The sequence below is a fragment of the Aminobacter ciceronei genome (genome assembly GCF_014138625.1).
GTDB classification, from domain to species: domain Bacteria; phylum Pseudomonadota; class Alphaproteobacteria; order Rhizobiales; family Rhizobiaceae; genus Aminobacter; species Aminobacter ciceronei.
Window position 1 is genome coordinate 91,108 of record NZ_JACJHY010000020.1, and the last position, 23,327, is coordinate 114,434.

The following is a 23,327-nucleotide window of genomic DNA, read 5'->3' on the forward strand; positions in this document are numbered from 1 at the left end:
CGCCCATGAAAGGAGCATTGCTATGGCCCAGATCGGCACCTTCAGCCGCAACGATGACGGCTTCTTCGGCAACATCTCAACGCTGACGCTCGACGTGAAGCTTGCCATCCTGCCTGCCGAGAAATCGGATGCCGAAAACGCGCCGGATCACCGCGTCTTCTGCGAAGGCATGGAGATCGGCGCGGCATGGGAACGCACCGGCGAGAAGGCTGGTAGCTATCTTTCAGTCTCCATCGACGATCCGTCCTTTACGCAGCCGATCCGTGCCAACCTTTTTCAGTCAGATGCCGAGAAGAGCGTCTGGGGCTTGCACTGGAGCCGGCCGTCGAAAGGCGACGATCGAGGCTGATCGGATGCTCCGATTGCGCCTCAGCCAACTTTCTGCGTCAAACCCTTTGATCGATCGGGCGCCGGTCAAACCCTTCGACCCGATCGCCCGTCAGACGGCTGCCGCGCGTAGCGGAGGTCAAGGGCGACCGGACGCTTGCCAATCGCTACGGGCGCTCATCGCGCCGCAATTTGCGGCAAGCAAGTTCGGTCGGCGAAGCCGTGCCCTTGACGGAAGCGAGCACGGTGGCAGGCTGCCGACGCATCAGGATAGGGGTGCATGCGCCGTCATCCGCAGCAGTATGATGATGCTGTCCGCATGCGTCATACTCGCCCTTTCAGCGTCAGTTGTTTGCGCAGAACCTGCCGCGCATCATGAGCGGCCGGCGCACTCCAATACCAAAACTTCGTCCGCTGATCCCTGGTCGGCGCATATCCGGGAGGCTGCCAAACGTTTTGCCATGCCCGAGCGGCTGCTTCGCGCCGTGATGCATGTCGAGAGCGTTGGTGATGTTCATGCGGTGTCGAGCAAGGGCGCGATCGGATTGATGCAGATCATGCCACCGACGTGGCAAGAGCTGCGCACCAAGTACCGCCTCGGTGACGATCCTTATCAGCCGCGCGACAACATTCTTGCCGGCGCAGCGTATCTCCGCGAGATGCTCAACCGCTTCGGTCGTAACGGCTTCCTCGCCGCATACAATGCCGGTCCTGGGCGATACGAAGAGCACCTTGCGACCGGCCGGCCGCTGCCGCGCGAGACGATCGAATATGTCAGGAAACTTGCGCCGCTGATCAGTGGTACGATCCCCGTACCGCCGCGCGCACGGCAAACAGCGGGCAAGGCGAGTCCAGTCGGTTCGGCGGTTTTTGCGCACACCGGCGACATCCGAAATGTCGCCGCATCGCATGGCGATCGTGACGCGGATGTTGAGACTGAGGCCATGTTCACGGCGATCCATTCACCCAGAGTGCCGCCGCCCATTGGCGACGCCGTCACCGATCTGACGGCTTTCGAGCCGCTGTCGGGCAACGCCTTCCGTAGGGATGCAATCGCACCGAGACCGGCTGCGGATGGCCTGTTTGTTCAGCGTTCCTCAGCGGCATCACAATGATCGTCGCATTCCTGGTCAATCGCATTTTGGCCCGCTCCGTCGCAACAATTGCGGTGGGAGGGTTGGTCTCCCGGGAGCACGGGGAGGGATGGCAGGATAAAGGGCCGCGATGTGCGGCTCGGTCGGTTGTTTGTTTTTCTTACGATTTTCGCCTCGCTTTGCGACGTGTCCCCAAAAACGGCGATGTGCGCTCTCCCCATTTTCTCAATCTTCTCAATGGAAATCGCACCTCACGGGCTCTCAAGCCATGAATCGCGACGACAGCTTTCGTGTTCGTCCCGGCCGTATCCGCACGCGTGCCAGTCAGCGCGCGCGCCCTTTTATCTTTCAGGCACTCGCGGCCGCACAGCGAGCAGGCGGACATGTCTCGCGCAAGGGCCAGGTCATCTCTCCACGCGCCTCGACGTTCGGCCGAGGTAGGTCGGCAGGCATCCGTGCCAATCGCCTTATCACTGGCTGCTCACGCGGCGTGGTCGTCAAGGCGCGCGTTGTGCGTCAATTCAGGGCGGCCGCGCCTCTCACTGCCCATCTCAAGTACCTCCGTCGAGAGGGTGTGACGCGGGACGGCGAAAAGGCGAAGATGTTTGGGCCGGATACGGACGAGGCCGACCACGACGCCTTTGCTGCACGGTGCAAGGACGACCGGCATCATTTCCGTTTCATCGTCTCACCGGATGACGCCCACGAGTTGGGCGACCTCAGAGGCTTTGCCCGCAACCTGATCGTCGACATGGAGCGCGACCTCGGCACGAAACTCGACTGGGTTGGCGTCGATCACTGGAACACCGAACATCCGCATGTTCATATCCTCGTTCGCGGCGTGGCCGACGATGGCGAGAACCTCGTCATCTCGCGCGACTACATCCGCCAGGGCCTGCGCGACCGAGCGAGCGACATCCTCACCCAGACATTGGGGCTCCGCACCGATCACGACATCCGGCGGGTCATTGAACAGCAGGTCGACACCGAGCGCTGGACACAGCTCGACCGCCAGCTTGTTCGCGACGCTGATCGCCATGGCATGATCGATCTCGCGCCGCGTCCCGATCGACAACCAGACGAGTTCCAGACTCAGAAGGTTGCACGGCTCCGTAGGCTTGAAAGCCTAGGCCTCGCCAACGAGGTCGGTGCTGGCCAATGGATCATCGCCGAAGAAGCCGAGCCCACGTTGCGTGCGCTCGGCGAGCGCGGCGACATCATCAAGCGAATGCATCGCAGTCTCGCTGGCCATGGCATCGACAGGGCAGCGGCTGGCTATGTCCTGGCTGCCGAAGAAATCGACACGCCCGTCATCGGCCGGCTGCTGGAGCGCGGCCTGGATGACGAACTGCGTGGCTCGGCCTATGCCATTGTCGACGGTATCGACGGACTTACGCATCATATCCGCTTCCGCGATCTCGACGCCGCCGGAGATTCAGTGCCGGGCTCCATCGTCGAGCTTCGCCGCTACAACGATGCGAAAGGTCGCGAACGTCTCGCACTCGCCGTTCGCTCCGACCTCTCGATTGGGGAGCAGATCCAGGCTTCCGGCGCCACCTGGCTCGACCGACAGCTTATTGCGTGCGAGGAGCGGGGACTTGGAGAGGGCGGGTTCGGTCAAAAGGTCAGACAGGCGCTTGAGGATCGCACCAATCAATTGGTGGAGCACGGGCTTGCACGGTGTGAAGGGCGACGTGTCATTCTCTCGCGCAACTTGATCGACACGCTGCGCAGCCGGGAAGTCGAGGCGCTTGGCTCTCACCTTTCCGCCGAGACCGGCTTGTCATTCGTGAAGGCCGCCGATGGCGATCATGTGGCCGGCATCTACAGGCAACGTTTCTCACTCGCCTCCGGCCGCTTCGCCATGATCGAAGACGGGCTGGGTTTCCGGCTTGTGCCGTGGTCTCCGTCGCTCGATAGGCAGGTCGGCCGTCACGTGGATGGCGTTGCACACGCCAGCGGGGGAGTGGATTGGAATTTCGGAAGGAAGCGAGGAATCGGGCTTTGAGCGATCCCAAGTGTAGGTATGGTAGAGCTACCGAATCTGCACCGCCTACCTTAGGCAAGTCTTTGCACGTCAGCACACGACCAGTTGCCCTGATCGCCCATTTCTTCTTGCATGCGCGAGGTCCCGACATTCTCTATCCGCTCCTGACTGTCCAGCCCGGGAGACGAAAACATGCCGGCGACCAGAATTTTGTGGGGTCAAGTCGTCACCGTCCTTCTGCTCGTGCTCTTCACCACTTGGTGCGCGACACAATGGACGGCTTTACGGCTCGGCTTCCAGTCGCAACTCGGTTCGCCTTGGTTCGAACTGGCCGGCCAGTCCGTCTATCCACCACCTGCATTTTTCTGGTGGTGGTTTTTCTACGATGCTTATGCCCCTGAGGTTTTTCTCGAGGGGGCTCTGATTACGGCGAGCGGCGGCTTCGTCGCAATTGCGGCCGCTATCGGCATGTCGGTGTCGCGGGCGCGGGAGGCAAAGAACGCCGACACTTATGGCTCGGCGCGCTGGGCAACGCGCGGCGAAATAGCGGCAGAGGGCATTCTCGGCCTCGATGGCGTGGTGCTCGGCAAGCTCGACCGAGACTATTTGCGCCACGACGGTCCGGAACATGTGCTGTGCTTCGCACCAACCAGAAGCGGCAAAGGTGTTGGCCTGGTGGTGCCGTCGCTGCTTACATGGCCAGGAAGCGCAATTGTACACGACATCAAGGGTGAGAACTGGGAACTAACGGCCGGATGGCGGGCGCGTTTCGGCCGCGTGCTCCTGTTCGATCCGACCAACGCAGCCTCGGCCGCCTACAATCCTCTGCTTGAGGTGCGACGTGGCGAATGGGAAGTCCGTGACGTCCAGAATGTCGCCGATGTGCTGGTCGATCCGGAAGGGTCGTTGGAACGTCGCAATCACTGGGAGAAGACCAGCCACGCGCTGCTGGTCGGTGCCATTTTGCATGTGCTTTATGCCGAAAACGACAAGACGCTTGCTGGCGTCGCCAGCTTTCTGTCCGATCCGCAACGGCCGATTGAAGCAACGCTGCGCACAATGATGCTAACGCGGCATCTGGGCGACGCCGGTCCGCATCCAGTCGTGGCATCGGCAGCGCGCGAACTACTAAACAAGTCGGAGAATGAGCGATCAGGCGTGCTCTCGACCGCCATGAGCTTTCTGGGGCTTTATCGCGATCCGGTCGTGGCGAAAGTGACATCACGTTGCGACTGGCGGATCGCGGATCTTGTCGAGGGCAAGCGGCCGACGACGCTCTATCTGGTCGTGCCGCCGTCTGACATAAGCCGTACCAAGCCACTGATCCGGCTCGTGCTCAACCAGATCGGCCGCAGGCTGACCGAGGATCTGCATGCGAAGGAACGACGACAGCGCCTGTTGATGATGCTGGACGAGTTCCCGGCTCTCGGCCGGCTCGATTTCTTCGAGTCGGCGCTCGCCTTCATGGCGGGCTACGGCATCAAGGCTTTCCTGATTGCGCAGTCGCTCAACCAGATCGAAAAGGCCTATGGGCCGAATAACTCCATCCTCGACAACTGCCATGTTCGTGTGAGCTTCGCCACCAATGACGAGCGGACGGCCAAGCGCGTTTCGGACTCTCTGGGAACGGGAACTGAGATGCGAGCCATGAAGAACTATGCCGGCCACAGATTATCGCCCTGGCTCGGACACCTGATGGTCTCGCGGCAGGAAACGGCGCGTGCGCTGATGACGCCCGGCGAGATCATGCAACTTCCGCCGACCGATGCCATTGTAATGGTGTCGGGCCTGTTCCCGATCCGGGCGAAGAAGGCACGCTACTTCGTCGATCCACGCCTTGCCAAGCGTGTCGTGGCGCCACCGAAGCCTGCAACGACCGAAAGAACGTCGCGACCCGACGACTGGACTAGCGCAACAGTCGCCGCGGCGTCGGAAGGCAATGCTCTCCAATCGCAGATCTTGACGGATACGCATGACGAGGACCCTGCAAATGGCGGCATTCGCCGCCAGCCCGAACTCCCCGAACACGAGGACATCGCGCCTCGGCGCACGGCTCATCTCGATGACGAGTTCGACCTCGACCGGGACGAGCCCGACGATGATGCCATCCGTCGGCGTGCGGTCGATCAGATAATGCGGCGCACCGCACGGCAGGCCGCCCTCGATCCCAATGATGGCATTGAGCTTTGAGCCCATGAAGAACACGAAGAAAAAACAGCTCTCAGCCTATCTCGATCCGGACGTGATGAACGCGCTTGCCGATTATTCTGCTCGGCGCGATGTGTCGCTATCATTAATCGCCGAGGCAGCGATCGCCTCGTTCCTGTCCCCGGATGCTGAGGAACGCAAGGAGGCGGCAATCGCCCGCCGCCTCGACCAAATCGACCGGCGCGTACAGCGCGTCGAGCGCGATGTCGGCATCGCCATCGAGACAATGGCGCTGTTCGTGCGCTTCTGGCTGAACTCGACCCCGGCTTTGCCGGAATCTGCGCAGGCCGAAGCCCGTGCAAAAGGACTGCAGCGCTATGACGGGTTTATTGACGCGCTCGGCCGCAGATTGAGCAAAGGGCCAAAACTCAGGCAGGAAATCGCCGAGGACGTCCCGCCAGCCTCACCAACCGGCAAGGATGATTTGCCAGCGGGATAGGCACGGCCAAGCGCGAGATCGCCGCACCGCATTTTGCAAGTCTCTGCAGGTCGCATCACGACATCCCTTTTTGCTTGTTGCAAGGTCGATATTCCTGCCTCTTCTAATCATCCCCGACAGCGGCACGAACCAATTCGCCGCGAAGAATGGGGATCATCGTGGCAATCAATCATCAAGCCGGCAGGGAAGCGGTGTCGCGCGGTGCACGCATGCTGCGCACGGCGCTTGGGCCCGCCATTGCCGGCTTTCTTGAGGATCCTGATATCGTCGAGGTCATGCTCAACCCGGACGGGCGGCTCTGGGTCGACAGGCTGAAGGAAGGGCTCTCCGCCACCGATGAACTCTTGATCCCGGCTGATGGCGAACGGATCATCCGGCTGGTGGCGCATCATGTCGGTGCCGAGGTACATCCCGACAGCCCTCGCGTTTCGGCCGAACTGCCGGAAACAGGCGAGCGCTTCGAGGGCCTGCTGCCGCCTGTCGTGGCAGCACCCACCTTCGCCATCCGCAAGCCCGCCGTCGCCGTATTCACCCTCCAAGATTACGTCGCCGCCGGCATCGTGACCGAAGCCCAGGCTGACGTGCTGCGGCTTGCCGTCGAAAAACGAAAAAACATTCTGGTCGCCGGTGGCACGTCCACGGGCAAGACCACGCTGGTCAATGCGCTGCTGGCGGAGGTCGCCAAAACCGCCGACCGCGTCGTGTTGATCGAAGACACGCGTGAACTGCAGTGCGCGGCGCCTAACCTAGTGGCGCTGCGGACGAAAGACGGCATCGCCTCGCTTTCCGATCTGGTGAAGTCGTCGCTGCGGCTTCGCCCCGATCGTATTCCGATTGGCGAGGTACGCGGCGCGGAAGCGCTCGACCTGTTGAAGGCCTGGGGCACCGGCCATCCCGGCGGCATCGGTACCATCCATGCAGGTTCCGCCCTTGGCGCATTGCGCCGTCTCGAGCAGTTGGTGCAGGAGGCCGTCGTCACGGTCCCACGCGCGCTCATGGCGGAGACGGTCGACATTGTTGCTGTGCTCGCCGGTCGCGGCTCGTCCCGCCGGCTCGTTGAGATCGCGCTGGTCAACGGGCTCGACACAGTCACCGGCGACTACCGCATGCTCAAGGCCATCGAGACCCAACCAGACATGGAACCACAATCCCCCATGGAGCTCTAAAATGAATCCGATCCGCTCTACTTCATCGTCTATGCCCAGGGTTGCGGCACTGCTTTCCACGGCTGCGGCGACTACAGCCGGTATGACTATCATGATCGCGCCGGCTTTTGCCGCCGGGTCTTCCATGCCGTGGGAAGAGCCGCTTCAACAGATTCTCGAATCCGTTGAGGGGCCGGTCGCCAAGATCGTGGCGGTGATCATCATCATCGTTACCGGGTTGTCGCTCGCCTTCGGCGACACCTCGGGCGGATTCCGTCGGCTGATCCAGGTCGTTTTTGGGCTCTCGATCGCCTTCGCGGCGAGCTCGTTTTTCCTGTCGTTTTTCTCCTTCGGCGGCGGGGCGCTCGTCTGATGGCCATGCTGGAAGACGAAGAAGTTCGCGGCTTTTTCGCGCCGGTGCATCGCGCGCTCACCGAGCCGATCCTGCTCGGCGGCGCGCCGCGCGCCGTCGCCATCGCCAACGGCACGCTCGCCGGGGCCGTTGGGCTAGGCCTCCGCCTCTGGATCGCTGGTCTCGTCATCTGGGCGATCGGCCACTTCGCCGCCGTCTGGGCCGCGAAGCGCGACGCGCAATTCGTCGACGTGGTTCGCCGGCATCTGCGCTACCCCGCGCATTTCGCTTGCTGAGGTTTTGCTATGATGAACCTAGCCGAATACCGCAAGAAGAGCACCAGTCTTGCCGACTATTTGCCTTGGGCAGCACTGGTCGCGCCGGGCGTGGTGCTCAATAAGGATGGCTCGTTCCAGCGAACCGCGCGTTTTCGCGGTCCCGATCTCGACAGTGCGACGCCGGCCGAACTGGTCGGTACTACTGCACGGTTGAACAGCGCGCTGCGCCGTCTCGGGTCCGGCTGGGCGATATTTGTGGAAGCGCAACGCAACCCAACCACCGACTATCCTGACGACCGGTTCCCAGATTCCGCATCGGCGCTGCTCGATATCGAACGGCGAGAGCAATTCGAGGATGCGCCCGACCAGGGATCGCCACGCTTGCGCGATCATCGGCCGCGCGGGGACCTATTCGAGAGCAGCTATTTCCTCACCTTCGTCTGGCTGCCACCGACCGAGGAAGCGTCGCGGATGGAGGGCTGGCTTTACGAAGGTCGGGAAAAGACCGGCGCCGATCCGTGGGAACATTTGAAGAGTTTTGTCGACCGCACCGACCGTGTGCTGAAGCTGGTCGAAGGCTTTGTCCCGGAAGCCTTCTGGCTCGATGACTGGGAGACACTGACCTACCTGCACTCTTGCGTTTCCACCAGACGCCATCGCGTTCGCGTGCCAGAAACCCCGATGCATCTCGATGCGCTGCTGGTCGATCAGCCGCTCGCCGGCGGATTGGAACCGAGGCTCGGCGATGCCCATCTGCGCACGCTCACCATCATCGGTTTCCCCAGCGCAACCTTTCCGGGGATCCTCGACGAACTCAATCGGCTTGCCTTCGCCTACCGCTGGTCAACGCGAGCGATCATGCTCGACAAGACTGACGCCACCAAACTGCTGACGAAGATTCGCCGCCAGTGGTTCGCCAAACGCAAGTCAGTGGCTGCCATCCTGAAGGAGGTGATGACCAGTGAGGCATCAGTCCTCGTCGACACGGACGCCGCCAACAAGGCGGCCGATGCCGACGCGGCTCTGCAGGATCTCGGTTCCGACCAGATCGGTCAGGCCTATGTCACCGCAACCCTGACGGTTTGGGATGGCGATCCGTCGATCGCCGACGAGAAACTTCGGCTCCTCGAGACGGTCATTCAGGGTCGGGACTTCACCTGCATCGTCGAACGCGTCAACGCGATCGAGGCATGGCTAGGCAGCATTCCCGGCCACGTGTATGCGAATGTCCGCCAGCCACCGCTGTCGACACTGAACCTGGCCCATATGATCCCGCTCTCGGCGGTCTGGGCAGGCCCTGAAACAGACGAGCATTTCGGTGCTCCGCCGCTGTTCTTCGCCAGGACAGAAGGCGCAACGCCCTTCCGGTTCAGCCTGCATGTCGGCGATGTCGGCCACACCCTGGTGATCGGACCGACGGGTGCGGGCAAGTCAGTCTTGTTGGCACTCATGGCACTTCAGTTCCGGCGATACGAGAACAACCAGATCTTTGCCTTCGACTTTGGCGGATCGATCCGCGCTGCGATACTTGCCATGGGTGGCGACTGGCACAATCTGGGAAGCAATACGTCGAGCGGGCAGGGAGCGGACGATCCGCTTGCTCTGCTTTCCCTGGCGGATCTGTCGGACGACATCGACGCCGTTTCGCTACAGCCGCTTGCCCGTATCCATCACACGCCGGAGCGGGCCTGGGCAGCCGACTGGCTCGTCGACATTCTGCTGCGCGAAGGCGTGCCTGTCACGCCGGAGGTTAGGGAATATCTCTGGTCAGCGCTGACGTCACTGGCCAGCGCGCCGGTTCAGGAACGGACGCTGACCGGCCTGACTGTGCTGCTGCAGTCATCGTCACTCAAGCAGGCACTGCGGCCCTATTGCATTGGCGGCCCCTATGGCCGGCTGCTCGATGCCGAGCACGAACGTCTCGGCGAGGCACCCGTTCAGGCCTTCGAGACCGAGGGTCTGATCGGCACAGGTGCAGCTCCGGCCGTGCTTGCCTATCTCTTCCATCGCATCGAGCAAAGGATGGACGGCAGGCCGACGCTGCTGATGATCGACGAGGGCTGGCTGGCGCTCGACGATGGCGGCTTCGCCGATCAACTGCGCGAATGGCTAAAAACCCTTCGCAAGAAGAATGCTTCCGTCATCTTCGCCAGTCAGTCGCTCTCCGACATCGATGGCAGCAGGATTGCGCCGGCCATCGTCGAAAGCTGTCCAACGCGGCTGTTCCTGCCGAACGAGCGCGCCATCGAGCCGCAAATTACCCAGATCTACCGGCGCTTCGGCCTCAATGACCGCCAGATTGAGATCGTAGCCCGGGCGACGCCGAAGCGCGACTACTACTGCCAATCGCGCCGCGGCAACCGGCTGTTCGAACTCGGCCTTGGTCCGATAGCGCTGTCGCTGTGCGCCGCATCGTCCAAGTCCGATCAGGCGGCGGTGGAGCGGATCATCGCTGAGGACGGCCGGCAACAGTTCCTCGAGGCTTGGCTTGCCGATCGCGGTCTCTCCTGGGCAGCCGACCTCGTTCCCGGACTCACCAACGTCATCGACCAATCCACAAAGGAGTTTTCCTCATGAAGTCCGTTCTTGCACGTCGCCATATCCGTCGCATGGCGGCAGTTGGCGCACTCGCTGCTGCTGTTGGGCTGTCGTCGTGGCCGGCGTCGGCGCTGATCGTGTTCGATCCCAGGAACTATGCCGAAAACCTGCTTTCGGCCTCTCGCGCACTGGAGCAGATCCAGAACCAGATCACCTCGCTTCAAAACGAAGCTCAGATGCTGATCAACCAGGCGAAAAACCTCACCTCGTTGCCGACCACGCTGCTTAGCCAGATCGAGGGCAATTTATCCAAGATGAAGAGCCTGCTCGGTGAGGCCGACAGGCTTGCCTACAGCGTCCAGGGTATCGAGAGCCAGTTCGCTTCCACCTACGAAAAATTCGGTTCGGAGCTTTCCAGCCAGCAGCTTGTCGATAGCGCACGCGAGCGCTGGCAGACCTCGGTATCTGCCTTTGAACATTCATTGATGGCCGGAGCCGTCGCCGTCGACAATATCGAGGGGACCAAGGAACAGACCAGCGCATTGGTCGGCGCCAGCCAGTCGGCTGTAGGCGTGTTGCAGGCGACACAAGCCGGCAACCAGTTGCTTGCCGTGCAGGCGAAGCAAATGGCCGACCTCACGGCAATGCTCGCCGCGCAAGGAAGGGCGGCAGCACTCGAAGAAGCGAGGACGGCTGCAGCGCAGGAGCAGGCGCGAGAACAGTTCAGCCGCTTCATGACGGGAAGCGGCTACAGCCCGTCATCCGTGAAGATGTTCCACGACTGAGGCTGGTCACCATGAACATCAAGATCGCCGCCCGGATGACAGCCGTTTTTGCCCTTGGCGCCGCCATGACCGCCGCTTTCATGGCGTTGCGCGGCAACGGCTCGCAGGACGCGTCCTCCCCGCGCTCCGCACATCCGGGCGGCGAGCCGGCAAAGGTCGAACTTGCGCGATGCCGGGACATCGGCATGGCAGCAATCGTTGACGAGGCCTGCAGAAAGACCTGGGCCGAGAAGCGGAGGCGATTCCTGCGGCCATCCGGTTCCGTGGCGCCAAATTCGGTTCCGTCCGTTGACAAGGACCATAGCCGGCTCATGCCACTTCAGTCACCGATGCCGCCGCGGAATCTGGAAGATCAATCCCGCCCGAACACGGTGGCGCCATGAACGACGCCGGCGTCATCGATCGTTTCCTCGAGACTTTCACCCGCTACATCGATTCCGGCTTTGGCTTGCTTGGCGGGGAAGTTGCGTTTCTTACCTCTACCTTGATCGTCATCGATATCACGCTCGCCGGCTTGTTCTGGGCCTGGGGTACTGACGAGGACGTGCTGCACCGGCTGGTTAAGAAGACGCTCTATATCGGCTTCTTCGCTTTCATCATCGGCAACTTCAATCGTCTCGCCGGAATCGTCTTCGACAGTTTTTCGGGGCTCGGTCTGGAGGCCGGAGGATCCGCACTTTCCGGCTCTGCGCTCCTGCAGCCGGGCCGCGTCGCGCAAGTCGGCATCGACGCCGGCAATCCGATTCTTGAAGCTGCCAGCCAGTTGATGGGCTACGTCTCGTTCTTCGAGAATTTTGTCCAAATCGCGGTGCTGATGATCGCTTGGGCGATCGTGCTGATCGCCTTTTTCATTCTCGCCGTCCAGATCTTCGTCACCCTGATTGAATTCAAGCTGACGACGCTTGCCGCCTTTGTGCTGATCCCATTCGCGCTGTTCAACAGGACCGCCTTCCTCGCCGAGAAGGTGCTCGGCAATATCGTAGCCTCGGGCGTGAAGATCCTCGTGCTCGCCGTCATCGTCGGTATCGGCTCGGGCCTCTTCGGCGAGTTCACGCAAGGCTTTGGCGCGGAGCAACCGACGATAACGGATGCGCTGTCGCTCGTGCTCGGCGCCTTGTCGCTGATGGGGCTTTCGATCTTTGGTCCTGGCATCGCAACTGGTCTGGTTTCCGGCGCCCCACAACTTGGCGCGGGCGCGGCTGTCGGCACAAGCCTCGCCGCCGCCGGACTTGGTGCTGCCGGCACCATGGGCGCTCGCGCTGGATTGAGCGGCGCGGCAAGTGCTGCAGGAGTCGGAGCACGCATGTCGGCGGCTGCAGCGCGTGGCGGCGCCCATCTGGCGGGCAGCACTACAGCTGCCTGGGGACTAGCCGCGGCAACATCTGGACAGAGCGGTGCAGGTTCCATCGCTGCCGGCACAGCAGGTGTCGCCAAGGCTGGTGCTGGCGCCACCGCTCAACCGGTGAAGCAGGCGATCTCGCGCGCGGCTTCAGCCCTGTCGGCCAGTCATGAGGCTGGCCGCTCGGCCGCGTGGACTGCAACCGGTGGAGAGCGGCCATCAGGAACCACCCCTTCAGGGTCTAGGACGACCACCGCACCGGGTGCGGGATCGCCGCCGGAATGGGCGAGCCGCATGAAGCGCGGCCAGGCCATGAGCCATGGCGCCAGCATGGCCGCGCACTCCGTCCGCTCCGGCGATCACGGCGGCGGCTCAATGAATGTTTCCCTCAATCAGGACGACCGCCGATGAACTTCTTCAAACGACCTTCTGTTCGATACGGCAAGACGCCTCAGTCGGAGACGCCATACCAACGTGCTGCGCAGGTCTGGGATGAACGCATCGGATCGGCCCGTGTGCAAGCGAAGAACTGGCGGCTGATGGCCTTCGGCTCGCTCTTCATGGCCGGCGGGTTCGCTTCCGCTTTGGTCTGGCAGTCGACGCGTGGCACCGTGGTTTCCTGGGTCGTACAGGTCGACAAATTCGGCGAGGCGCAAGCGGTCGCCCCGGCCGTCGCCGACTATCGGCCGACCGATCCGCAGATCGCATGGCATCTCGCCCGCTTCATAGAGCAGGTGAGAAGCATCGCGGCCGATCCGGTCATTGTCCGCCAGAGTTGGTTGCGCGCCTATGACTACACGACCGATCGCGGCGCCGTTTCTCTGAACGATTATGCCCGCCTGAACGACCCCTTCACCAAGGTCGGCAAAATCCAGATTGCTATCGAGATCTCCAGCGTCATCCGAGCGTCGCCGGACTCGTTCCGCGTCACCTGGATCGAGCGCCGCTATGAGAATGGCAGCCTGGCCAGCACCGAGCGCTGGGCCGCCATCCTCACCATCGTCACTCAACAACCCCGCGACGCCGACCGGCTGAAGGCCAATCCGCTCGGCATCTATGTCAACGCCATCAACTGGTCGAAGGAGCTTTCATGATGTGGGCGGTACGAACACGCAAGACGACAGGACAGACCGCGCGCGACATGACGAAAGCACGTGTGTTTGCCCTGGCACTGCTGTCGGCAACGGAGCTGACCGGCTGCGCCTCACAAAAATACATTCCGCCGGAGATCCAATATGACGATGCGGTGCCTGCAGTCCGGAAGTTCGATCCGCCTGGTCCGGTCAAGGTGGTGGAGCTGCCGAAACCACTACCGCTTCCCGGCCAGCTGAAGCCGGTCGAGACCAGCAAAGCAAAGGCGGAACCGGCCGATCCCAAACAGCGGATCACCCAGGCGAACGAGGCGGCGCGAATGCAGCCGGTTCGCGACGGCTTCGTCAACGCGATCCAGCTCTATCCCTGGAGCGAGGGCGCGCTCTATCAGATCTATGCCGCGCCGGGCCAGGTCACCGACATTGCGCTGCAACCCGGCGAGCAACTTGTCGGTCCAGGCCCCGTCGCTGCCGGCGACACCGTGCGCTGGATCATCGGCGACACGCAAAGTGGGGCAGGGGACCGGCTGCAAGTCCATATTCTCGTCAAGCCGACGAGGCCCGATCTCCAGACCAATCTTGTCATCAACAGCGACCGCCGTACCTATCATCTCGAGCTGCGATCTACGGCCTCGACCTACATGGCCTCAGTCTCCTGGCAATATCCGCACGACCAGTTGATCGCGCTGCGGCGCCAGAACGCCCAGGCTTCCGCCGCGCAGCCGGTCGCGTCCGGCGTCGACATCCAGAAACTCAACTTCCGCTACCGCGTCGAGGGCGACGCCGCACCCTGGAAGCCGCTACGCGCCTTCGACGACGGCGCAAAAGTCTATATCGAGTTTCCGTCGGGTATCGGGCAAGGCGAGATGCCGCCGCTGTTCGTCATCGGCCCGTCTGGCGGCTCGGAGCTGGTCAACTATCGTGCCCGCCAAAACTACTATGTTGTCGACCGCCTCTTTGCCGCCGCCGAATTGAGGCTCGGCGACAAGGCGAGTGAGAAACGGGTCCGGATCGTGCGCACCGACGGGAGGCCACGGCGCAGTGTGGGGCTGTTCCGGTGAGCGACATTGTAAATGCCCCCGCCCAGGACCTCAGGGCCGAACTACGCTTGCGACCCGCACCCGCTAGGGTCACGAGGCTGTCGCGCAAAGTGCTGATCGGTCTTGGTGGGGTCGCCAGTGTCGTTATCCTCGGCGCACTCATCTGGGCGCTCGATAGCAGAAGGCGCGACGAACAGCCGTCCGAGCTCTTCACTACAGAAAACCGTACCACTGCCGACGGGCTGCAGGCCCTTCCGAAGGATTATTCCGGCGTTCCGAAACTTGGTCCCGCGCTGCCCGGCGATCTCGGGCGGCCGATCCTGCGCGCGAAGGAGCGGGGGCAGCCGATCGAGGCGCCGAACATCAGTACGCCGCGCGCCGATCCGGACGAACAGCGTCGCCTGGCGGAGGTCGAGGCCGCGCGGGTTGCCAAGCTCTTTACCGATACCAATGTGCGGGAGCGGCCTCTCCCAGTAACGCCGCCCTTGTCGGCGGCGGAACCGGCGAGTGGTCTGACGCTGGCTACCACTACGCCACCGCCCGATCTGGGCTCCGCTCAAAACATCCAGGATCGCAAGCTCGCCTTCGTCAACGCAGCACCGGATCGACGCACCGTCAGTCCGGATCGGCTCGCGGGGAAGGTGTCGCCCTATGTCGTGCAGGCCGGTTCGGTCATTCCGGCAGCCCTCATCACCGGCATCCGATCCGACCTTCCCGGTGAGATCACCGCTCAGGTCACCGAAAATGTCTACGACAGCTCAACAGGATCGTATCTGCTCATCCCGCAGGGTGCAAAACTGATCGGCCAGTACGACAGCCAGGTCGCCTTCGGCCAGTCGCGTGTGTTGCTGGTCTGGGATCGTCTCATCATGCCCGACGGAAGTTCAATTGTGTTGGAGCGCCAGCAGGGCGCGGATGCAGAAGGGTTTTCCGGGCTGGAGGACGAGGTCGACCATCACTGGGGGAAGTTGTTTCGGGCCACAGCGCTTTCGACGTTGTTGGGCGTCGGCGCCAGCCTCGGTTCCAAAAACAACGAGAGCGACATCGCCAAGGCGATCCGTGAAAGCACGCAGAATTGGATGAGCAATATCGGTCAACAGATCGTGGGCCGCCAACTCGACGTCCAGCCAACGCTGACAGTTCGACCGGGTTTCCCGGTTCGCGTTATCGTCAATCGCGATCTTGCGTTGGCGCCGTACGGCACACTGAAGGATCCGTTATGACCAAGCTGAAACTCTCCGCCATACCCGATGATAAGCCGGTCAAGATCACGATCGAGCTGCCCGCCGCTGTTCATCGTGATCTTGTCGCCTATGCCGAGGTCCTCGGTCGGGAGACCGGCCAGACGATCGCCGATGCAGCAAAGCTCATCGCGCCGATGCTGGCACGGTTCATGACGACGGATCGGGCGTTCAGCCGCACTCGGCGCAACCCAAAGTCAGGATGAGCGGAACGAAGCGCGTTTCGTTTCCATGAAGTAGATGGCAACATCCGGCCTGCTCCGAATGAAGTCGGTGACTGCATCCAGAAACTCGGCTGCGTGCAGAAACGGATCGAAGTCGATTGACAGGCTGCCGGCTTGCCCTCTTCGGTCCGTTTCGACCCCGGCAAGTGCGCCGTCGAGTTCCGTGAGGACACGGCGAAGGTTGCCGAGCAGTCTCGATCCTGCCAAGGTTGGCCGGACTCCGCCTGCATGACGTTCGAACAGCACCGTTCCAAGTGAGTGCTCAAGGTCACGGATACGCCTGCTCAGAGCGGAATGATGGACTCCCATACGTCGAGAGGCGCCGAGGAAGCTGCCTTCCTCGGCGACGACGAGTGCGTAATCGAGTGTAATGAGTTGGACGCGTCGCCGCATCGCGCTTCCTTTGTTTAGAGACGATCCGGTCACCAGCTCACGGTTCGAGTGATGAGGTTCCTCTGGTGAAATACCCTGGGCGGCGCACCCTTCTCCGGCCCGTTTGCAAACCTCAACCGTCGACTGTGCCAGCCGGCGTGCTCGCCTTCCGCATTTCGTGCAATCTAGCGAGTGTCCGCTCATCAAAGCTCGCGGTCACGGCCACTGTTTCCTCGTTGCCGATAACCCTTGGCAGGCCGAGCGGCGTGACCCTGAAATGCAGTTGCACCAGTCGCAGAAGCCAGAGGGGGTTCATCTCGATGATGATCGTATCCACATCTGTTTTGAGACCCCATTCGACGATGCCAGAAAGCAGCGCGTTCGCGACCGGGCTGAGCATCCTGCCGCGCTCGCGATATTGCGGCTCAACGCAGTAGCGCGTCCATTCCCAGACATTTTCTCCAGCCGGCCGCTCGCCTTCGCATAGGTCCGATAGAACCTCCGACAAAAGGTGAGGCCGCGTCGAAGGCAGCATGCGTTGATAGCCAATGACGCGGCTGTCCACGATGAACAGCATATGGACGGCGTGTTCGTCGTCGAAGCGGTCCGTCTCGCGACCGTTCTCACGCGCAAGGTCGGTCCAGTTCTTTTCTTCGACAAAAACCTTATGGCGAAGTTGGAAGGCTTGATCCAATTCCGCGCGATAGCAGTCGACATTCTTGTTTGTCACGATGTGCAGCATCCAGCTTGTCCTCAGTTTCGAGATCAACGCATGGTGCTTCGTCCAAGCAGCTCGCAGCATCACGCGATCCCGTGAGATGTTCAACTGATCAGGCCAAGTCGTAAGGCTTCAGCGACGGCGTGAATGGTGCTCGACACCCTTAGTCGCTCTCGGACTGCGCGCAGATGGGTGTCCGCGGTGTTGCTGCTGATGTTCAGGCGCTCAGCGATGTCGTGGACAGTGAGGCCTTCTGACGCCCAATGAAGCACATCACGCTGTCTTGGTGAGAGATGGACAGACTTACGATGGTTCACGCCTCCAATGAGAGCGGACGCGCAACCAAAGGCGTAGGCCATAATGAGCTGGAGGGCCAATCTCTCCAACGGATCGGGGTTCAGTTTCTCACCGGCGATCGAAAAGCCAACTGGATGTCGTTCGATGGTCGAGAACGCTATTGTCAGACCCTCAGCCAGGCGAAAATCCTTTGCCTCATCCATGATGCGGCGCCCGAACGGGCAGACCTTGCATAGATCGCTAACTTCGCTCCAATGAAACGGCGCGCTGGCCTGTCTCACAAGCCGGATCGTCGGATCGCGGGAAAGATAGCCGTTCGAGAAGTAGCGTTTTGTCCATTCCTCAGGCCAAGCGGCTAACACCACGTGCGCTAGTTGCTCACGTTGAGACGCATAGGGCGGCGGAATTGCGCCAGCAAGCAAGTTCGTGGCACCAAAGCGTCCAACATAGGCTAGCAATAAATTGCAGATCCTTTCCGCACTACTGCACTGCCGCATCTCATCGATCATTACGCAAGTTTCGTCGAATCTCTGGCGCCAATTGCCTGAGACCAGTTCCGACTTTGTTAAATTGGCTCTCTTGTTCACTGCTTTGCGCACCAGGCGACGAGGAGGTTCAGCAGATGGGCCAATTCATGGCGAAGCCGCCGGCGCCGGACTGGCGCGGGTAACATTGATCCCAAGCCTGCCTCTTCAGGTGAAGTTTAGGTCCTGCATTTTGGGCGTGACGTCCAGACGCCCCGATTGCCGTTCAGGCCGACGCAAGCGCGCGATTCATGGATCTGGACGCGCAGGGCAAGGACTCGGACCCCGTCTGCCGTCACCCAGTCGTGGCTGGCGTGGCCGGTTCGACCTCCCTGCTCCGGCCACGTTTGGCCTGTGCCTCAAGACCCAGAATGAGGGTCTCGATCAGGAAGTTGTAGCCGTCATCAAGTGGGGCGACATCCCCGCTTTTCCAGCGCATCACGAAGGACCGGTTGTACATCTGCGGCAGGTGGCGCTTGACCAACGGAAAGCGCGCGGCGTCAAGCGCATCGAGACCCGCGTCGAAGCCCTCTACCCACTCCGAGCCCTCGGTCGCGCCGTCGGCGGCCAGTTCCAGGGTGATATACCCTTCCAGAGCGCCGACTACCGAGTTGAAAGCATCGATCAGGGCCTGGCCTTCAAATCCGGCTTCGGTCAGCGCCTTCAGGATGATCTCGACCCAGGGCGCGTTCGGGGCGCCGTTTGAGCGGATATGAGGGCCGAGCAGGGGCGCGGCGTGCGGATGCTCGTGCACGCGTGCGCGAAAGCGCCGAAAGAGAATCCGGATCGTTTCGCGCCAGTCATCGGAAAGGTCCTCGGGCGTCATCAGACTGGCAATCAGCGCGCCCGAGATTTCGGCGAGCAAATCCGTTTTGGCGCCACCGGCATGCCAATATAGAGCGGCCGGATAGACATTGAGGCGGCGCGCGAGGGCACGGACGGAAAATCCGACGAGGCCCTTATCGTCAATCAGGGCAATGGCGGCTTCGACGACGCGCTCGCGGGTCAGGCCGATGGCGGCGGCTCTACCCACGAAGCGCTTTCCTGACGCCGGCCTTTTGGTCAAAGTTGCCTCTCGTTTCGGCTAGGCAAGGACCGAGGGCACGCCCGAGTTCCTGTGCAAATCGCTCATTGTCCCCTGCTGTTCCGATACTCACCCTGAGGAAGTTTGTATAGCCGGCCTCCATCCATGGTTTGACAATTATGCCCTTTTGAAGCAAGGCCCTAGCCACGGGTGCGGCTTTGGCGTTCAGATCGAGGAACAGGAAATTCGCCTGCGACGGGACAACGCGGACACGCATTTCGCGCAGGTGATCGGCAAGGACGCTACGGTCGTACCGGATCTTCGCGGTGGCCTCGTGCATCCAGTCGTCATCCTGCAAAGCGGCGACAGCAGCTGCTTGCGCGGCGGCGTTGACATTGAAGGGCGTCAGGGTCGCGCGCATGGCTCGGGCGATGCCCTCGTCCGACGAAATGCCGTAGCCCACGCGTAAGCCGGCGAGACCGTAGGCCTTGGAGAAGGTGCGCAGCACGACCCAGGACAGGTTCGGGCGAAGGGGCATTACCTTCAGTCCATCGGGATAACCGGGGTCGACCAGTTCGAAATAGGCCTCATCCAGCACGAACAGCGTTCCGGGCTGCACCGCGTCCAGCAGCCGGTCGAGTTCAGGCCGCGACATGGCCGTTCCGACGGGATTCGAGGGTGAGGAGATGAAGACGATCTTCGGCTTGCGCGCGAGCTCGTGCATCAGCGCATCGGCGTCATAGTCGAATGCGTTGGTCATCGGCACTTTGATCACCTGCGCACCGGCTGCTAAGGGCTCGATCTCGTGCAGGCCGAAGCAGGGCGAAATGGTCAGGACGGTATCGCCTTTTTGCAAATAGGCACGGCAGAGGGCAGCGATAAGCTCCTCCGAGCCATTCCCGCAGACGATCCGATTGGGGACAGTGCCGAGCTTCTCCGAAAGCGCTTGCCGCAGTGCGCCAGACGCCGGATCGCTGTAGCGCGACGGCACGAGTGCCCCCAGCGCCGCAGCTACTACCGGGGATGCGCCATAGGGATTTTCGTTGCTCGCCAATGCCGCAATGTCTTCCCGCCCGCTGATCCGCCGTGCGACGGCGGCGGAAATGCCCGCGTTGTAGGTGGGGAGTGCGGCGACTTCCTGCCGCGGGCTGAGGACGTTCTGCTGAACTGATTGCATGTTCCAACCTTCTGATATGGCTCGCTTCTTGTGACGTTTCCCGACGTCACTCTTCCACCGCGGGCAGTCTCCGGGGCTGCGCGCGAACGCTGATTTCCCGACGCGTTCATCCTTCGCAACGCGCACCGAGCGGCCTGTAACTCTGGCAGAAAAATGTCGTTGACACAGGAAAAGTATATACATAATCTTTTATTGTCCACTGAACAAAAAAACTCAATGAAGCGGACAAGGGGTACTCGTTGCTGTGTCGAAAACGTTGGATGCGGTTGGGAGCATCGAGCGGACGCATTGGCCTGGAGGGTCCTCGGCACAAACGGATATCGAAGCCGCGCGGAGTGGGGAACTCCGGCAACCGAAGGGAAGAATTCACATGATGATGGAAAATATCGCCTTTCGCTCCCGCCGCTGGCTCGCCGGCACGGCCCTGTCAGCAATGCTCATGGCTGCGGCTCCCGCATTCGCGGTGACGCCGGCCGATACGCTGGTCGAAGGCTTCGCCATCGACGACATCATCACCATGGATCCTGGCGAGGCGTTCGAATTGTCCGCCGCCGAGGTGAGCGCGAACATCTACGACCTTCTGGTGCGGTCCGACCTTGCCGACACCTCCAAGTTCAAAGGCGACTTGGCCGAGAGCTGGACCATTTCCGACGACAGGCTGACCTACACTTTCAAGCTGAAGCCAGACCTCAAATTCGCCTCGGGCAACCCAGTCACCGCCGAGGACGTGGCCTGGTCGTTCGAGCGTCTTGTCAAGCTCGACAAGAGCCCGGCCTTCATCCTCGGTCAGTTTGGACTGAATGGCGACAATGTTGCCGAAAAGGCCAAGGCCGCCGCTCCCGACACTTTCGTCTTCACGGTCGACAAGCCCTATGCGCCTAGCTTCGTGCTGAACTGCCTGTCGTCGACGGTGGCCGCCGTGGTCGACAAGCAGGTGGTGCTGGAGCACATCAAGCCGGTCACGCCGAGCGTCGACTACAAATACGACAATGACTTCGGCAACGACTGGCTAAAGACGCATACGGCTGGTTCGGGACCGTTCAAGCTGCGTGAATGGCGCGCCAACGAGGCGGTCGTCATTGATCGCAACGACAGCTACTGGGGCGAGAAGGCCAAGCTCGCGCGCGTCGTCTATCGCCATATGAAGGAAAGCTCGGCCCAACGGCTGGCGCTTGAAGTCGGCGACATCGACGTCGCTCGCAACCTCGAGCCGAACGATCTCGACGCCATGGCCGAGAACGTCAACATTACCATCGCCAGCGCGCCGAAAGGCACGGTGTACTACATCAGCCTCAACCAGAAGAACCCCAATCTGGCCAAGCCCGAGGTGCGGCAGGCGTTCAAGTATCTCATCGACTACGATGCCATCGGCTCGACCCTGATCAAGGGCATCGGCGAGATCCACCAGACCTTCCTGCCCAAAGGCGTGCTGGGTGAGTTGGACGAGAATCCCTTCAAGCTCGACGTCGCCAAGGCCAAAGGGCTTCTAGAGAAGGCCGGGTTGAAGGATGGGCTCTCCGTGACCATGGACGTGCGCAATAGTCAGCCGGTGACGGGTATCGCTGAATCCATCCAGCAGACGGCCGGCGAGGCGGGTATCAAGATTGAGATCATCCCCGGCGACGACAAGCAGACGCTGACCAAATACCGCGCCCGCAACCACGACATCTATATTGGTCAGTGGGGGCAGGACTACTTCGATCCGAACTCCAATTCCCAGACCTTTGCCTCAAATCCCGACAATTCGGATGACGGCAGGGTCCAGACTCTGGCCTGGCGCAACGCCTGGGATCTGCCGGACCTGACGAAGGAGACGGAGGCCGCGCTCCTGGAGAAGGATTCCGCCAAGCGCTCCGAGATGTACCGGCATCTTCAAAAAGAAGTGCTCGACAACAGCCCGTTCGCCCTCATCTACCAGCAGATCGAGGTTGCCGGTGTGCGCAGCAACGTGAACGGCTTCAAGCTCGGGCCGAGCTTCGACACCAATTTTGTTGGCAACATCACAAAGGAATAGCCGGTGGAACCGCATCGCTTGAGCGTAGCCGAAGCGCAGGCGGAGGCTGGCGGAAGCAATGCCGCTGCGCATTTTGCATTCGTCGCCCGCTTCCTCGTCATCGCCATTATGACCTATCTAGGTCTCCTGGCTGTGACTTTCTTCATCGGTCGGGTCATCCCCATCGATCCTGTGCTGGCGGTGCTCGGCGATCGCGCGCCGGCCAGTGTCGTCGAGCGCACCCGGCGCGAAATGGGGTTGGATCTGCCACTGATCCAGCAGTTCTACATCTACATCAAGGGCGTGCTTTCCGGCGATTTCGGCCGATCCGTGCTGACCACCAATACGGTCATGGACGATATTCGCCGTGTCTTCCCGGCCACGATCGAACTGGCAACGTTCGGAACGCTGATCGGCTCCGTGGTCGGCATTCCGCTCGGCGTTCTGGCGGCGGTCAAGCGCGGCAGCCTGTTCGACCAGATCGTGCGTGTCATCGGCCTGATCGGCTACTCGATGCCAATCTTCTGGCTGGGCCTACTGTCGCTGGTGCTGTTCTACGCCAAGCTGCAATGGGCGGCATTCCCCGGTCGCCTCGACGTCGCCTACGAATACTCGTTCACGCCCATCACCGGTTTCTTGCTGCTGGATTCGGCCATTCAAGGGCAGTGGGACGTCTTCAAAGACGTCTTGCGTCATATCCTCTTGCCGGCCTCGTTGCTCGGCTATTTCTCGCTGGCCTATATCAGCAGCTTGACACGCTCCTTCATACTGAACGAGCTCTCCCAGGAATATGTTGTGGCCGCCCGCGCCAAGGGCCTTTCGGAAACGCGTATCATCTGGGGCCATGCGCTGCGCAACGCGGCCGTGCCGCTGGTGACTGTGATCGCGCTGTCTTATGCCGGACTGCTCGAGGGCTCCGTGCTGACGGAGATGGTGTTCTCCTGGCCCGGCATCGGCCTCTATGTCACCAACTCGCTGCAGAACGCGGACATGAACGCAGTGCTGGGCGGCACCGTCGTCATCGGCTCAGTGTTCATCGCCATCAATCTATTTGCGGACCTGCTCTACCGGCTGCTCGATCCGAGGACAAAGGCGCAATGAGCTGGATGGTCGCCTGTGTCAGCTCAATCCCCG

Annotated in this window: 23 protein-coding genes; 18 read left to right on the forward strand and 5 right to left on the reverse strand. The window is 61.6% G+C overall.

The features are described 5' to 3' along the window. Window positions 1-22 precede the first annotated feature (22 nt). The 16 genes from HNQ95_RS20170 to HNQ95_RS20245 all read left to right on the forward strand — a co-directional run bounded on the left by HNQ95_RS20170 (window position 23) and on the right by HNQ95_RS20245 (window position 16,070). Window positions 23-349, forward strand: coding sequence for a DUF736 domain-containing protein (locus HNQ95_RS20170; RefSeq protein WP_154385801.1), 327 nt, complete (start codon window positions 23-25; stop codon window positions 347-349). A gap of 280 nt (window positions 350-629) precedes the next feature. Beyond that, on the forward strand, window positions 630-1,442 hold the full coding sequence (locus HNQ95_RS20175; RefSeq protein WP_154385802.1) for a lytic transglycosylase domain-containing protein: 813 nt from the start codon (window positions 630-632) through the stop codon (window positions 1,440-1,442). 247 nt (window positions 1,443-1,689) lie between these two features. Continuing rightward, entirely contained in the window at window positions 1,690-3,429 is a 1,740-nt protein-coding gene (locus HNQ95_RS20180) for a relaxase/mobilization nuclease domain-containing protein (RefSeq protein ID WP_154385803.1), read from the forward strand. A gap of 171 nt (window positions 3,430-3,600) precedes the next feature. Next, window positions 3,601-5,598 (forward strand): conjugal transfer protein TraG, encoded by a 1,998-nt coding sequence (locus tag HNQ95_RS20185; RefSeq protein WP_154385804.1) that lies wholly within the window; start codon window positions 3,601-3,603, stop codon window positions 5,596-5,598. Between the two features lie 4 nt (window positions 5,599-5,602). Further along, window positions 5,603-6,055 (forward strand): CopG family transcriptional regulator, encoded by a 453-nt coding sequence (locus tag HNQ95_RS20190; protein WP_154385805.1) that lies wholly within the window; start codon window positions 5,603-5,605, stop codon window positions 6,053-6,055. A 209-nt stretch (window positions 6,056-6,264) separates the two neighbouring features. Next, window positions 6,265-7,221 (forward strand): P-type conjugative transfer ATPase TrbB, encoded by a 957-nt coding sequence (gene trbB / locus HNQ95_RS20195; RefSeq protein WP_182575132.1) that lies wholly within the window; start codon window positions 6,265-6,267, stop codon window positions 7,219-7,221. Window positions 7,222-7,252: 31 nt separating this feature from the next. Further along, window positions 7,253-7,573, forward strand: coding sequence for a TrbC/VirB2 family type IV secretion system protein (locus HNQ95_RS20200; protein WP_108605707.1), 321 nt, complete (start codon window positions 7,253-7,255; stop codon window positions 7,571-7,573). After that, window positions 7,573-7,848: a VirB3 family type IV secretion system protein gene (locus HNQ95_RS20205; RefSeq protein ID WP_154385807.1), complete on the forward strand. Its 276-nt coding sequence runs from the start codon at window positions 7,573-7,575 to the stop codon at window positions 7,846-7,848. The genes HNQ95_RS20200 and HNQ95_RS20205 overlap by 1 nt, the downstream gene beginning before the upstream one ends. Before the next feature lie 9 nt (window positions 7,849-7,857). Then, the gene (gene trbE / locus HNQ95_RS20210) at window positions 7,858-10,407 is read left to right on the forward strand and encodes a conjugal transfer protein TrbE (RefSeq protein ID WP_154385808.1); all 2,550 of its coding nucleotides are present in this window, start codon (window positions 7,858-7,860) and stop codon (window positions 10,405-10,407) included. Continuing rightward, a complete protein-coding gene (gene trbJ, locus HNQ95_RS20215) occupies window positions 10,404-11,153 on the forward strand; it encodes a P-type conjugative transfer protein TrbJ (protein ID WP_154385809.1) in 750 nt (249 codons plus the stop codon). The genes trbE and trbJ overlap by 4 nt, the downstream gene beginning before the upstream one ends. A gap of 11 nt (window positions 11,154-11,164) precedes the next feature. Next, on the forward strand, window positions 11,165-11,536 hold the full coding sequence (gene trbK-alt, locus HNQ95_RS20220; RefSeq protein WP_154385810.1) for a putative entry exclusion protein TrbK-alt: 372 nt from the start codon (window positions 11,165-11,167) through the stop codon (window positions 11,534-11,536). Beyond that, window positions 11,533-12,903: a P-type conjugative transfer protein TrbL gene (trbL, locus tag HNQ95_RS20225; protein WP_154385811.1), complete on the forward strand. Its 1,371-nt coding sequence runs from the start codon at window positions 11,533-11,535 to the stop codon at window positions 12,901-12,903. The genes trbK-alt and trbL overlap by 4 nt, the downstream gene beginning before the upstream one ends. Further along, window positions 12,900-13,586: a conjugal transfer protein TrbF gene (gene trbF, locus HNQ95_RS20230; RefSeq protein ID WP_154385812.1), complete on the forward strand. Its 687-nt coding sequence runs from the start codon at window positions 12,900-12,902 to the stop codon at window positions 13,584-13,586. Before trbL ends, trbF begins: the two co-directional genes overlap by 4 nt. Window positions 13,587-13,633: 47 nt before the next feature. Next, complete coding sequence (trbG, locus tag HNQ95_RS20235; protein ID WP_154385844.1) at window positions 13,634-14,644, forward strand: P-type conjugative transfer protein TrbG; 1,011 nt, start codon at window positions 13,634-13,636, stop codon at window positions 14,642-14,644. After that, window positions 14,641-15,846, forward strand: a complete 1,206-nt coding sequence (locus tag HNQ95_RS20240) for a TraB/TrbI/VirB10 family type IV secretion system protein (RefSeq protein WP_182575123.1) — start codon at window positions 14,641-14,643, stop codon at window positions 15,844-15,846. The genes trbG and HNQ95_RS20240 overlap by 4 nt, the downstream gene beginning before the upstream one ends. Then, complete coding sequence (locus HNQ95_RS20245; RefSeq protein WP_154385813.1) at window positions 15,843-16,070, forward strand: DUF2274 domain-containing protein; 228 nt, start codon at window positions 15,843-15,845, stop codon at window positions 16,068-16,070. Before HNQ95_RS20240 ends, HNQ95_RS20245 begins: the two co-directional genes overlap by 4 nt. On the opposite strand, the gene HNQ95_RS20250 is transcribed toward HNQ95_RS20245, so the two are convergent. From HNQ95_RS20250 to hisC, 5 genes are all read right to left on the reverse strand, one after another. Continuing rightward, entirely contained in the window at window positions 16,062-16,481 is a 420-nt protein-coding gene (locus tag HNQ95_RS20250; protein WP_182575124.1) for a LysR family transcriptional regulator, read from the reverse strand. The two genes, HNQ95_RS20245 and HNQ95_RS20250, sit on opposite strands and share 9 nt — an antisense overlap. 112 nt (window positions 16,482-16,593) lie before the next feature. Next, a complete protein-coding gene (locus tag HNQ95_RS20255) occupies window positions 16,594-17,202 on the reverse strand; it encodes an acyl-homoserine-lactone synthase (protein ID WP_154385815.1) in 609 nt (202 codons plus the stop codon). Between the two features lie 80 nt (window positions 17,203-17,282). Then, window positions 17,283-17,984: a helix-turn-helix transcriptional regulator gene (locus HNQ95_RS20260; RefSeq protein ID WP_154385816.1), complete on the reverse strand. Its 702-nt coding sequence runs from the start codon at window positions 17,982-17,984 to the stop codon at window positions 17,283-17,285. A gap of 310 nt (window positions 17,985-18,294) precedes the next feature. Continuing rightward, on the reverse strand, window positions 18,295-19,032 hold the full coding sequence (locus tag HNQ95_RS20265; RefSeq protein WP_182575125.1) for a TetR/AcrR family transcriptional regulator: 738 nt from the start codon (window positions 19,030-19,032) through the stop codon (window positions 18,295-18,297). Beyond that, window positions 19,025-20,200 (reverse strand): histidinol-phosphate transaminase, encoded by a 1,176-nt coding sequence (hisC, locus tag HNQ95_RS20270; RefSeq protein ID WP_154385818.1) that lies wholly within the window; start codon window positions 20,198-20,200, stop codon window positions 19,025-19,027. The genes HNQ95_RS20265 and hisC overlap by 8 nt, the downstream gene beginning before the upstream one ends. 373 nt (window positions 20,201-20,573) lie before the next feature. On the opposite strand from hisC, the gene HNQ95_RS20275 reads away from it, so the two are divergent. Beyond that, window positions 20,574-22,214 carry an ABC transporter substrate-binding protein gene (locus HNQ95_RS20275; RefSeq protein ID WP_371818649.1) on the forward strand — a complete coding sequence of 547 codons (1,641 nt, stop codon included), beginning with the start codon at window positions 20,574-20,576 and terminating at the stop codon, window positions 22,212-22,214. A gap of 18 nt (window positions 22,215-22,232) precedes the next feature. Further along, on the forward strand, window positions 22,233-23,294 hold the full coding sequence (locus HNQ95_RS20280; RefSeq protein ID WP_246340900.1) for an ABC transporter permease: 1,062 nt from the start codon (window positions 22,233-22,235) through the stop codon (window positions 23,292-23,294). Window positions 23,295-23,327 lie beyond the last annotated feature (33 nt).